This window comes from Dysgonomonas sp. Marseille-Q5470, assembly GCF_951230145.1.
Lineage (GTDB): Bacteria > Bacteroidota > Bacteroidia > Bacteroidales > Dysgonomonadaceae > Dysgonomonas.
The window spans coordinates 587375-600290 of record NZ_CATNVE010000001.1; the positions used below are offsets into that span (position 1 = coordinate 587375).

9 protein-coding genes are annotated in these 12916 nt (G+C 38.3%); all 9 read right to left on the reverse strand.

Going from position 1 to position 12916, the window contains the following annotated elements; genetic code table 11:
- Positions 1-26: 26 nt before the first annotated feature.
- The 9 genes from QOX35_RS02535 to QOX35_RS02575 all read right to left on the reverse strand — a co-directional run bounded on the left by QOX35_RS02535 (position 27) and on the right by QOX35_RS02575 (position 12532).
- Positions 27-1160 carry an acyltransferase family protein gene (locus tag QOX35_RS02535; RefSeq protein WP_283685656.1) on the reverse strand — a complete coding sequence of 378 codons (1134 nt, stop codon included), beginning with the start codon at positions 1158-1160 and terminating at the stop codon, positions 27-29.
- 191 nt (positions 1161-1351) lie between these two features.
- On the reverse strand, positions 1352-2854 hold the full coding sequence (gene hutH, locus QOX35_RS02540) for a histidine ammonia-lyase (RefSeq protein WP_283685657.1): 1503 nt from the start codon (positions 2852-2854) through the stop codon (positions 1352-1354).
- Between the two features lie 4 nt (positions 2855-2858).
- Positions 2859-3482 (reverse strand): cyclodeaminase/cyclohydrolase family protein, encoded by a 624-nt coding sequence (locus QOX35_RS02545; RefSeq protein WP_283685658.1) that lies wholly within the window; start codon positions 3480-3482, stop codon positions 2859-2861.
- 19 nt (positions 3483-3501) lie between these two features.
- The gene (locus tag QOX35_RS02550) at positions 3502-4098 is read right to left on the reverse strand and encodes a transglycosylase domain-containing protein (protein ID WP_228093942.1); all 597 of its coding nucleotides are present in this window, start codon (positions 4096-4098) and stop codon (positions 3502-3504) included.
- Between the two features lie 236 nt (positions 4099-4334).
- Positions 4335-5582 (reverse strand): imidazolonepropionase, encoded by a 1248-nt coding sequence (gene hutI, locus QOX35_RS02555; protein ID WP_283685659.1) that lies wholly within the window; start codon positions 5580-5582, stop codon positions 4335-4337.
- 94 nt (positions 5583-5676) lie between these two features.
- Positions 5677-6579 carry a glutamate formimidoyltransferase gene (gene ftcD, locus QOX35_RS02560; protein WP_283685660.1) on the reverse strand — a complete coding sequence of 301 codons (903 nt, stop codon included), beginning with the start codon at positions 6577-6579 and terminating at the stop codon, positions 5677-5679.
- A gap of 112 nt (positions 6580-6691) precedes the next feature.
- Positions 6692-7504, reverse strand: coding sequence for a hypothetical protein (locus QOX35_RS02565; protein WP_283685661.1), 813 nt, complete (start codon positions 7502-7504; stop codon positions 6692-6694).
- Positions 7504-9492: a urocanate hydratase gene (gene hutU / locus QOX35_RS02570; RefSeq protein ID WP_283685662.1), complete on the reverse strand. Its 1989-nt coding sequence runs from the start codon at positions 9490-9492 to the stop codon at positions 7504-7506. The genes QOX35_RS02565 and hutU overlap by 1 nt, the downstream gene beginning before the upstream one ends.
- Positions 9493-9673: 181 nt before the next feature.
- Positions 9674-12532: a triple tyrosine motif-containing protein gene (locus tag QOX35_RS02575; protein WP_283685663.1), complete on the reverse strand. Its 2859-nt coding sequence runs from the start codon at positions 12530-12532 to the stop codon at positions 9674-9676.
- Between the last annotated feature and the right edge of the window lie 384 nt (positions 12533-12916).

Below are 12916 nucleotides of genomic sequence, written 5' to 3' on the forward strand. Positions count from 1 at the left end.
AATCTGAACTCCTTTAGCCGTTTTTTTTATATATCAGCCTTGTTCTTATTTTTAGACTTCATCCCAAACAAAGGCCTTATGATAGAATAGCGTCTTATCCCAAATTCGTATATCAGCCATGTAATAGTAAATGTTCCTATCACCATGATTGAGAACTTAGGAAAGAACCCTATATCGACATACTTCAGATAATATCCCAAAGCAATGATAATTGTTTGATGCAGGATATAAAATGGATATACAGCTTCGTTTCCGTATGCCACTATTTTACTTGGTTTGTTGAGATATATAGCGGCATAGCCAATCAACGTTAAAATCCATGACCAGGCATTAAAAACCTTGACCAAAGCTTGCACCTCACCCTTGAAAGGAAAATCACCGATCACATACCAAAGGCACATCAACAGAGGAAACCCAATGATACCACTAATCAGAAATTTCAGTCTGTTTTTAGTTACTGCATCCCAAAAAGAATCCTTCAATGAAATTAACAGATAACCAAAGAAAAAGAATGTACAATAATTAACAAGATTGTACCAGTCATTTATTAGCCCGTTTGTCTGCGGAAAGTAAGGTGCTAGAAATAACTGCCATAAGAAGAGTGGTATGATGAATATATAGAGTCCAAAAGCTTTTGATACGATGGCTTTCAGTTTTCTTATCAGCCATGCTTCGGGATGCTTCCGCAGATAAAGAAAAGCCGGAAGCATTACCATAGAGAATATCAGTAGGTAAAGTATAAACCATAGGTGATGCCACGATATATTCCCTTCGGGATATGATCCGATGAATGCTTCTTTAGGCCAGAAATCAAAATAGCTGCCGCTAAACTGCCCCTTATCTAATCGTTCGAAATAAACTTGTGGTGGAACGACAAAGATCATACCTACGATAAGTGGAATTAGAAGCCTTTTGTGACGCTCTATCGCAAACTGGATAGCACTTCGCTTTGTCAGAGCATAGTAAGTTCCCATTCCTGATATTACAAAGAGCAAAGCCAACCGCCATTGGTTGAGAAAAAGCATCGGGAAAACAGTTCCTTCATATATCACCGAGTTTTTTATGTGAAAACTCCACGGAACGAAAAACATTCCCACATGGTAGAAAATCAATAGAGCAAAGGCGATTACTCGTAAACTGTCAATGTCATATCTGCGCATAGTATGAGAAGATTAAGTATCAAATATTAGATTGTAATATGTTATATTAATAAGACAATCTTTCCAATTAAAAATCACATACTAAAGATATTTTTATGAAGTTATTTTAACTTATTGATCTTGACAGTACTATAATGCAAATATTTACTTTACTATATTTTTTTATAAATTTTATACTAAACAACAAATTCTCAGTCCATAAACTCAAGTGATATTCTATTCAGAAAAGCTACAGTCTTGTGTATTTCCTTATACATAACGATGTCGTCGTTTACGAAGGCTACTTCTTTGCGATACTCTTTCAGGAAGTTTTCGAGTATCGGTGATGTTTTTGCAGGACGACGGAAATCTATTCCCTGAGCCGCATTCATCAATTCGATGGCGAGTATATGATTTAAGTTATCCATTACTTTGAATATCTTAATCGCAGCATTGGCTCCCATACTCACGTGGTCTTCTTGTCCATTGGATGAAACAATAGAGTCGCTCGATGCAGCATAACAATACATCTTATTCTGGCTAACCATCGAAGCCGAAGCATACTGAGGTATCATAAACCCCGAATTTACTCCCGGATTAGCCACGAGAAATTCAGGTAGTCCTCGTAGTCCCATAATTAGTTGGGCTACACGTCTTTCCGAAATGTTTCCTAATTCGGCTAAGGCAATTGCCAAAAAATCGTATGAAATAGCGAGGGGCTGTCCGTGGAAGTTTCCTCCCGATATAATTTTATCCTCGTCGGGGAAGATGGTCGGATTATCCGTTACTGAGTTTATCTCTGTCAACAGTACCGAAGCTACATATCTTATAGCGTCTTTTGTTGCTCCATGTACCTGAGGAATACATCTGAAAGAGTAAGGGTCTTGTACATGATCTTTTTCTCTGGCGACAAGCTCACTTCCCTCAAGTAGTTTTCTGAAATTATCGGCGGTTTCTATTTGTCCTTTATGCGGACGCATCTGGTGGAGGCAATCTAAAAACGGATCGAGGCAACCGTCAAAAGCTTCGAGTGAAAGGGCAGCTATTAAGTCCGCTTTTTTAGATAGTTTGAATGCTCTCAACATAGCGAATACGCCATTCGCACTCATAAACTGCGTTCCATTCAGCAGAGCCAGCCCTTCTTTGCTCATCAGGCGGATTGGCTTCCATCCAAACTCATCGAGAACGCTCATCGCTTCACGTTTACGCCCCTGATAATAAACATCGCCGACACCAATAAGGGGTAAGAATAGATTTGCCAGTGGAGCTAAATCGCCTGATGCTCCCAGTGAACCACGATCGCAAACGATGGGAATAATATCGTTATTGAAAAAGTCGATTATCCGCTGTACAGTAATAACTTGTACTCCGCTATATCCCAATGATAAGGCGTGCGCTTTGAGAAGCATCATCAGCTTGACAATAACAGGAGAGATTTCTTCACCTACGCTGCAAGCATGTGATTTAACAAGGTTCTCCTGCAAGCGTGTAAGTTCATCCGGAGATATGTTCTTGTTGCAGAGCGAACCGAAACCTGTGGTAATGCCATACATCGGTGTTTTTTGCGACTCTATTTTTTGATCCAGATAATCCCTGCACTTTTGTATACGTTCTTTAGCCTCAGCTGCTAATTCTAGTTTGAGGTTTTTGTTGATTATTTGTTCAATGATTTCGAAGTCCAACTCTCCGGAACCGATATAATAGACATTCTTCATAAACTTATAGTATTTTACTTACTCTACTCAATAACTCCTGCTCTTTCATGATGGCTTCGCTCTCCAGGTAGTTTGCCTCCTGTGTCATTAGCGCTACATATTCTATGTCTTTGATTGAGGAAAGATTTATTTTTACATTCAATATAGCACTTATCGCAGCAGTGCGGGCTGTCATTATAGCTACACAGGCATCCGTTATAGCATTCTGATTGCCTTGGTCAGCTACCTGTGTTATAACATCCATTATGTCCACGGCTTTGCGTGCTACTTCCATTGGTATTTCTGCTGCAATTTTGGTTACTTCCTGTATCTGATTGTTGCGTTCTGTTTTCTCTTCGTCTGTTTCTTTGGGGAGTTTGAATGCGGCGAAAACATTATTGTATGCTTCCGAATCGGCATCTATATCTTTCATAAAGCTTGCCCTATAGTTTTCTGTTATAGCGACAATTTTTTTCATCAATCCTTCTTTGTCTTCATACTTTTTTTTACCAATGGTAAGATTGGCTACCATTTCTGTCAATGCTGATGCTATTGCTGCATTTAATGCTGCAATGCTACCTCCTCCGGGTACAGGGTCATTTCCTGCTGTCTTTGCTAAAAAATCTTTAACTGATAGGTTTACTAGCATGGTACTACAATTTAAAAGGTTAAGAATTATGTAATTTCTTAAGAATATTATTTATGTCTGCTCGCACTCTATTCGGATAGCGTTTTTTATTATAAATGAATGGATTTTTCATTATTAATATGAGTTCTGTAAACTCTGAATCACTCAAGAAATAAATTTGTTTATGAAAATATTGTACAGCAGCATTCCGCACCCCTATTATTTTATTAGGGAATACAAATTTTGAGGCATAATATCTCAAGCACTCTTTTTGTGATGCGTAATCTTCTGTCAAAGATGTGAGTAGTATTACTTCAGATGTCTTTGTGTGTAGGGGATGCCAGCTTATGTAGATCACTTCCTCACATGCACAGGGGGAATCATTCTTCTCTAACGTTTTATTTAAGAAATGCTCCCAAGCGTTGTTATCTAAAGCATCCGGATAGATTATATTGTATATCTCATAGAATCTATTTGGCAGCTCGGGACTATTCTTAATATCATTTATATATATGCCTGTCTCTGCTTTATTTAAAATAAAGTATCCTCCCAGTTTGACAAAATACAACATACCAATAATGATAGTTATCGGAAAGATAAAAATTATTAGCAATATGTTTTTCTTTCTTTTTGTCATTTCCTTTTCCATTAGTATATGGAATGTCTCTTACCGGCAGTATGATAAAACATATTAAAACAAGAACCAAGATAGTTTTTATAATAGATTTTATTGTTTCTGCATAGTAAAACGCTTAATTGTTAAAAAGTAACAAAAGTAACAGTTTTTTGATGTTTTCGGTTGTTACTTTTTTATCCCTCTAACTTAATATAAAATACTCTATAATAGATAAATTTAAGCCCGAAAATTAATTGTTAATTAAAAATAACTCCATTTTTAATTGTTTTTTCTACAATATTCATTCCTATATGGTAAGGCAGAAACTTGTAAGAAGGATATTCCAATATCACTAAATCGCCCTGCTTGCCCACATCAATACTACCAATCTTGTCTGCTATTCCTAAAGCTGCCGCTCCGTTTATAGTGAGCGCAGTAACAGCCTCTTCGGGCGAAAGCTGCATATAAATGCATGCCAAAGCAAATAACAGAGGTATGGAATTTGTAAAACTGCTTCCTGGATTGAGGTCTGTGGCTAAAGCGACAGCACAGCCCGAGTCTATCATATATCGGCCTCGTGCATAATCTTCTTTCAGAGAAAATGCGGTGCATGGCAATAAGGTCGCAACAGTATTGCTATTTGCTAAATCTGCAATTCCTTTGTCTGATGCCTGTAGCAGATGGTCTGCCGATAATGCACCTAATTCTACAGCCAGTTCAGCTCCACCGAGTGTCACGATCTCGTCTGCATGTATTTTTAGTTTAAAGCCTAGATTTTTAGCTGCTGTTAAGTATCTTCGTGATTGTTGTATGTCAAATACATTCTTTTCGCAAAATATGTCGCAGCACTCCGCCAGATTCTTGTCCTTTACTAAAGGTATCACTTCCTTTATCAGGTAGTCTAAGAAGGCATCTTCTCTGCCTTTATATTCCTGTGGTGTGGCGTGTGCTCCCATAAAAGTGCTTACGATATCTATAGGATGCTCTTCGTTCAGGGCTTTCATCACTTCCAATTGTTTAAGCTCTGTCTCTTTGTCCATTCCATAACCGCTCTTACTTTCTACAGTGGTTACACCCATAGCGAACATTTTGTCGAGCCTTTTGCGTCCGGCCTCTTTCAGTTCTTCAAAAGAAGCATTGCGGGTCGCTGTCATTGTATTGTGTATTCCCCCGCCCCGCTCCATGATAGACATATAGCTGTCGCCCCGCATGCGCCATGAGAATTCCTCCTCGCGATAGCCTCCAAAAACAAAATGTGTATGAGAGTCCGCAAATCCGGGGAGTACAGCTTTACCTGTAGCATCAATGATTATATGTTCGGGAAAATCTGACAGCGGAGGGCAATTTGCACTTTTGCCAACAAATGTGATTATACCTCCTGTGATAATGACTGATCCGTTTTCGATGATCGATAGGTTAGACATTTCTCTTCCTTTCTTTGCCGAAAAGCCGGAACAAGTAACTAATTGTGCTGCGTTTTTTATAATGATGTTTCCTTTTTTCATGTGTTATCCATTATTGTCATATTGAGTGTAACGAAACATCTCGACTCTATTGAGACAAAAGATTCTTCCCTTTGGTCAGAATGACAAGGAAAGTCTACTCCATCAAATGTGTTTCCAATACCTGCTTTGTCGAAAAATCTTCAAGCCCCAGATAGTAAGCTGCCGTATCTATCAGGGCATCCATCGGAACAAGACCGATGATTTCTGCTCCTACAACAGATACTCCGTAGCGATTTGCTTCTATTCTTACCAATTCGTGAGCACGGTAGATAGCTGTTTTAGTAAAATCTGTCAGGTTCATCGAGACTTGTACGATTCCTCTTTCTGTCAGTTCCACTCCCATAGCCTTACAGAAGCGTAATCCACCACCTAAGAATCGTACCTTCTTTGCTATCGCGTCCGCTATCTCGAGCTTGTTGGTATTCAGGTTTACATTGTATGCTACCAACGGCATGCGTGCCCCTATAACAACACCTCCGGCTGTTGGGTGTGGCTGATCGGGTCCAAAATCGGGCTTCCATTCGGGTAGAGTCATCTTTTCTTTCAGTCCTTCAAACTCTCCTTTCCGGATTGTAGCCAGATTTTCGCGATGAGGAGCAGATGCTGCTTTTTCGTAAAGGAATACCGGCAATCCATAGCGTTCTGCGACTTCCTGTCCTACTTCTTTCGAGAGATTGACGGCTTCTTCCATACTTACATTGCGGATAGGAATGAAAGGAACTACATCAACAGCGCCCATACGGGGATGTTGTCCTTTGTGGTGGTTAAGGTCTATTACTTGTACTGCTATGCCTATAGCTTCTATCACTGCTTTTTTTAGAGCATCGGGTTCGCCCACAACGGTTACTACCATACGGTTGTGGTCTTTGTCTGTGCTATAGTCTAACAGCTTAACTCCTTCCTTGGCACGGAAAGCATTTACAATCTTTTCTACTTTCTCAAGATCGCGTCCTTCGCTAAAATTTGGTACGCATTCAACGATTTTGTTTGAACTCATGATATTATTTTATTAAGACTTGTTACTACCTTTTTTATAGCGTGCAGATATTTTTGGAGAACCTTCGTAACTCAGGATGACAGGCAGGATTTAATTTTACTTATTATCCTGCTTATTTCGTTTTATCATAATCTGCTCTTGTCTCCAAGGTAAGTGTTTCGGTATCACAATCCCAGATACTTACATAATTGTCGGAAAGTACGATATGTGTGTCCCATCCGGCATACTGTGCATAAAGCATCAACGTACAAATATCAGTAGGCGTAATAAAGTCACCTGTCTCAGGAGCATGAGAGTGAACAGAGACTACGGCATCTTTTCCTCCGTCAAAGTCGATAGGAATTAGATTTCTGTGAATTTCTTTTTTCTCTTTCACATTGTTTTGTTCGTCAAACGTTAGCAGATAATCGTTTCCGAAGAGCATTACTCCTGTAACCTTTGGTGCGGTTAATACATATACTCTCTTTTCTCCGTTGCGGATATAGGGGATAAGATTGAAGCTTGTATTGCTATATGTCTTGAATAAGACGCTGTCTTCCTGTATTTCGGCTAAAGCTTTTTGCCGTATAGTAAACAGCTGCTTTTCATCTTCCCTGAAGTCTCGTTCCTTGAAGTCTATAGTTGCTGTTTCTACTATTTTGATATCTCCGAACGAAACGACTCCAATTACTTTTGGGTTTGCGCTTCTTGAAAAGAACAAACACTTTGCAGTTCCATTATCAATATAGGAGAAATATCCACCGATGCGCTCTTTCTCTTTGAAGCTTTTTGTAAAAATATCTGTCCCATGCCATGCTGTAATTTCGAGACGGTAAAGGTATTTTCCTTCTTCGGTAATTTGATCGGCTATCTTTTTTAGGTCTATATTCTGACTAAAAACATTAGCTGATAAAAGCAGAAGTATAATTGTGATAAGTTTCTTCATTAATTATTTTCTATAATATTCTTTACTAATTCATCGTCTGCAATATAGGGTATAGTGATATGATAACCATCGTTGTGAGTCTCATTAAAAGACTCGCAAGTTTGGATTGCATGTTCGTTTCGTGCCCACGAACGGCGTGCTACTCCTCCCATCACGTCCCATAACATAGATGAACGTATAATTTCGTCAATTCGTTCACTACCATCGCAAACTAATCCAAATCCTCCGTTAATAGCTTTGCTAATGCCAACGCCTCCACCATTGTGAAGCGCAACGAGGCTCATTCCCCTTGCCGCATTTCCGGCAAAACATTGTACAGCCATGTCTGCCATTACATTGCTGCCATCTTTTATATTTGCTGTTTCCCGAAATGGAGAATCTGTTCCGCTTACATCATGATGATCGCGCCCCAACATTATCGGGCCGACTTCTCCATCTCTAACCAGTTTGTTGAAACGTAAGGCAATATTCATTCTCCCCAGCGCATCTTGATATAAGATACGTGCCTGTGTACCAACTACAAGTTGATTTTTTTCAGCTTCGCGGATCCATTCGTAATTGTCTTTATCTTGTCCCCTTCGTGTAGGGTCGATGCATTCCATTGCCGCATGGTCTGTTTTGATGAGGTCTTCGTGTTTTCCGCTGAGGCAAACCCAACGGAAAGGCCCATATCCATAATCGAACAATTCGGGTCCCATAATATCTTCCACATACGAAGGCCAGATAAAGCCATCTTTTTCGTCGATACCATTTTTAGATATTTCTTTTATACCCGAGTCGTATATGGCTTTCATGAAAGAATTGCCATAATCAAAGAAATATATGCCTTTAGCAACTAGTTTGCGGATAACTTCAAAATGACGTTTAAGAGAATCGTTTACTAGCTTGTGAAATGTTTGCCTATCTTCTTTTAATAATCTTGTCCTCTCTTCAAATGATATCCCAACAGGGCAATAGCCGCCTTCGTATACTGCATGACAGGAGGTCTGGTCTGAAAGTAGGTCTATGTGAATTTGATTTATTTCTGCATACTCCAGCAGATCAATAATATTGCCATGATAAGCTATGGAACAAGGCTTTTTATCTTTTTGGGCCTGTTTAGCCATATCAAAAGCCTCTTTTGCTTCGGATATTATATGATGTACCCATCCCTGTCTGAAACGTGTTTCGATACGAGAGAGATCTACTTCGGCTACAATAGAAACAGCACCCGCTATATCGGCAGCCTTGGGTTGTGCTCCACTCATGCCTCCCAGGCCTGACGAAACAAACAGATAGCCTGCCAGGTTCTTATCTTGAGGAATGCCTAGTTTTTTCCGTCCGGCATTTAGTAATGTATTGAATGTACCATGTACTATACCTTGTGGTCCTATATACATCCATCCTCCGGCTGTCATTTGCCCATAGTTGGCAACACCCATCTGTGCCGCAATTTCCCAATCAACCTGATTGTCGAACATACCCACCATCATAGAATTTGTGATAATGACTCGCGGAGCATCAGGCTTCGATTTGAACAGACCAAGAGGATGTCCGGACTCAATAACTAAGGTCTGATCTCTCGTAAGTACTTCAAGGTACTTTTTTATCAATTGATATTGCATCCAGTTTTGACAAACTTGCCCTGTCTCGCCATACGTAACCAACTCGTACGGATATAATGCGATATCGAAGCAAAGGTTATTATCTATCATTACTTGAAAGGCTTTTCCTTCGATACAGTTTCCTTTATATTGGTCGATAGACTTCGGGAAGATGTCTCCCTGTGGACGGAAACGGTATCCATAGATGCGTCCCCGCGTTTTAAGCTCTTTGAGAAACTCAGGAGCTAAGGTTTCATGTAATTCGACGGGAATATATCGCAAAGCATTTTTAAGTGCAGTTATTGTCTGAGCAGCACTGAGCCTAAAGCCTCTATCGGGTGCACGGCGTATCCCTTCAACAAAAGACGGATATTCGGGTAATCTATTATCAAGTCTGATGTCCATGATGTTTGATTCTTGGTTACATCTCTCGAAGATAAGATTTATATTTTTATCCTAAAATATATTGAGTATATTTCTCAATATGTTTTACGACAAAATATCAATATCTGTAAGTTAAATAGTGAAAATCGAAGGGGACTGAATATTCTCAGCGTCGGTTAGTCTACCTGTTGTTGTCAAAATGTCAGACATATTGTTTCAAGCTTTGCAGGAAGTCTGATAAATTTACATCTCTATCCAGATCCATTTTCTTTCGTAATCTGTATCTGTTTACTTCTACACCCCGTATCGATATGTTGAGCAATGGTGCTATTTCCTTCGAGGAAAGGTTCATATTGAGGTATGCACACAGTATTTTATCATTGCGTGTCAAATTAGGGAACCGTTCGTCAAGTAGCTTGAAGAAATCCTGATGTATCAGGTCAAAGTTTGATTGGAATATTTCGAAGTCAGTGTCATGCTCAATATTGGTATTGATCTGACTGATTAGGCTCATCACCTTTTGTTTGATTGTGCTTATTTGTTTTTCTTCATCAATGGCTTTGGATATATTTAATGCATTTCGTTTCACATTTTCGAGCATCTCATTTTTACGGATCACATTCAGCATATAACCATTCAGCTCTTGCGTCTTATATTTCAATTCATTTTTCAGATTCTCGTTTTGTAGCTCATATATCGCTTCATCTTTCAGCTTTGTTTCTTCTTCATAGCGTCTGGTTTGAGCAATTAGCTCCTCACCCTTCTGATGTATAATTTTCTTTTGCTTACTGATTGTTTTTTTATAGATGATAAGTATTAAAATCACTATAGCTAATGAATAAAGCAAATAAGCTAGTACCGACCTGTACCAAGGGGGGTGGACTGTAAAACTAAATGACGTAATGCTCGAAGAATCGGGGTTGCCATCAATAAATGCTTTTACCTCGAAAACATATTTACCCTCGTGGAGACCTGTGTATTCTTTAACAGTATTGGTCGAGGGGATGCTCCAATCGTCATCTATTCCTTTCAGCCTGAAGCTATATAATATATCTGAGGAATGATCGTAGAAGGTTGCTGCAAAATTTATTTTTATAGAATTTAATGAGTATGGCAATGAAAGTCTTTTTTCGCTGCTGCCATAGCTTAAGATACTGTCGTTTTTACTACAAGTTATTTCTCGGATGTAAGTATTTATAGTTGAGAATTTCCCATTTTTTCTTGACATGTCTATTCTTGCAAAGGCATTATCAACGGCTACAATAGCCGTTTCGGGATCGATCATGTTTATGTTTTCATAGCTGTCTATCAGTTCGTTCGAAAGCCCCCAATTGTGTATATATTCTTGGTATTTACCTTCGCTATATGCTAAAACTTTTAGATTGCGATCGGCAACAAACCAAATGTTTTTGTATTTATCTACATAGAGAAATTCATAATACTTTGGTCCTTCCAGCATCAACTCGAGTTGTGTATAATGATCGAACGAGTCTGTTATCCGGCTATATTGGAGTATTCCGTTGCGGGTACATATAACCAGATTGTTCTCTATCTTCCTGATAATAATATTGGAATCGAAAGCATTATTATTTAGCGTATAGGTCTTGTATCGGATTATTTTCTCAAAATTTTTATCGAAGGTTAGTCGGCGCATGGTACCATTCGCATTTGCCACCCAAAAATTATAGGGCTCGTCATCTTCTATAAATCCTCGGAATGAGTCTCTAAATTCGGGGATTTTATGTGAAAACATCCAACGTCCATTTTCCCTCTTCAGAATACAGAATCCCGAATAGGTAGCAACCATAAGCTTATTCTTGTCTTCGCTTAGGGCATGAGTTTCCCAAGCTCCTAGAAGGTCTATTTTGTACGTCTCTGTGGGGGTTATTACCATTATACCATTATCCCCCGAACTAAAGAGTGTATTATCTATTATGTTGGTAGACCAGATTTGCCCTTCCGAGCCTTTTATTAATTGATACCGATTATCTTTATCCAGCTTATAAAGAGCCTGATTAGTCCCAAAATATAGTTCATTATTGTACATGGCGCTACTGTATCCTGTGCCGATCGGTGATACTGTTGCAAATAATGGCCTGATGGGAGAATTGAGGCTTATATAGCTTATCCCTTTATCAAGTCCGAGCCATAAGTTTTGATTACTATCAAAAAAACATCCTAAAACTGTATTATTCTTTAAGCCATTATTAATATTAAACTCTTCTTTGTAGAACGGATCTTTTAGGTCGAATATGATGACGCCGTTTTGGACTGATCCAATAGCAATTTTTGATCCTGATATGGCTGTGCTAAATAATTGATTCTTCTGTATGAAGCTATCAGCTATGGAGTTAATTTGTTGTATGTTGTTTTTATTTAACAGATATAAACCTTTCTTCGCCGATGTTACTAATATATCTTTATTGTATGATAATAGGCTTACAATTTTATGCCCACTCAATAGTTCGGATGCTTCCAGTAATGTTAGTTTGTTATTCGAGTTTAGATAAAAGATTCCATTAGGTGTTGCCAGATACAATGTTCCTTCATGTAAAAGAGAACAGTCTATTTTCGTATCGGAATCTATCATGCTGACATTTCCTGCCTTTTTATGGTATATATGGATATAACGTTCACTTATAAAGTAGATCACATCTCCCCCATCCTCTATATTCCAAACTTCTCCTCCCCAATTTTTTGTTTTGTCTGATAGCGAGCGGTATGTTAGCTGACCGATTGCATTTGGTTTAAAAAGGCCAAATTCGGAACTCCCACCAATATATATATTGTTATCAATAATTTTAATAATCCGTATCACATTATTTCTTATTGGATATGATGTCCAGTTTACTCCATCGAACTCTAACAAGCCATTTGAGTTTGCCGAATATATCCATCCTTTGTCTGATTGTGTTATCATCCAGTTCTGAAATCCGGCTTTGTACTGGCTTCGTTCATAATTCGTGATTTTACGCTGCCAGATAGACGTGGAATGTGCAGGAACAACTAGTGATATTCCAATTATTACTGAAGATATAAAAGATAGTATGTGTTTATTCATCTTCCCAACGATGTGTTTATCATATGATCAATCGAGTTGCGCTACTACTAGATAAATCCTCTTATATATTTGAATTTAATTTTTATTGTTATATTTTTTTATAAAATATGGTTAACTATCGAAATTTCAAATGGGCAGTTGATATCATATGAAGTTAATGTTTTCTTCTGGATCTCTACATTTATATTCCTATTGGTATCAAATATACAAATATAATTATAAAAAATGGGTGTAAAGTTTGTTTTTGTTTTAATAGTTTGATATACAGGTGCTATATATATTATTTGTAGTAGTGAAAGTGCTATGTATTTAGCTTAAATCGATTAGAAAAAATAACCAATATATTTCTAATACTACTACTATTTTAGATTTTAAAATTGGGCA

Coding starts and splice junctions, on each gene's coding strand:
- QOX35_RS02535 (WP_283685656.1), bottom strand. CDS start 1,160: ATGCGCAGATATGACATTGACAGTTTACGAGTAATCGCCTTTGCTCTA.
- hutH (WP_283685657.1), bottom strand. CDS start 2,854: ATGAAGAATGTCTATTATATCGGTTCCGGAGAGTTGGACTTCGAAATC.
- QOX35_RS02545 (WP_283685658.1), bottom strand. CDS start 3,482: ATGCTAGTAAACCTATCAGTTAAAGATTTTTTAGCAAAGACAGCAGGA.
- QOX35_RS02550 (WP_228093942.1), bottom strand. CDS start 4,098: ATGACAAAAAGAAAGAAAAACATATTGCTAATAATTTTTATCTTTCCG.
- hutI (WP_283685659.1), bottom strand. CDS start 5,582: ATGAAAAAAGGAAACATCATTATAAAAAACGCAGCACAATTAGTTACT.
- ftcD (WP_283685660.1), bottom strand. CDS start 6,579: ATGAGTTCAAACAAAATCGTTGAATGCGTACCAAATTTTAGCGAAGGA.
- QOX35_RS02565 (WP_283685661.1), bottom strand. CDS start 7,504: ATGAAGAAACTTATCACAATTATACTTCTGCTTTTATCAGCTAATGTT.
- hutU (WP_283685662.1), bottom strand. CDS start 9,492: ATGGACATCAGACTTGATAATAGATTACCCGAATATCCGTCTTTTGTT.
- QOX35_RS02575 (WP_283685663.1), bottom strand. CDS start 12,532: ATGAATAAACACATACTATCTTTTATATCTTCAGTAATAATTGGAATA.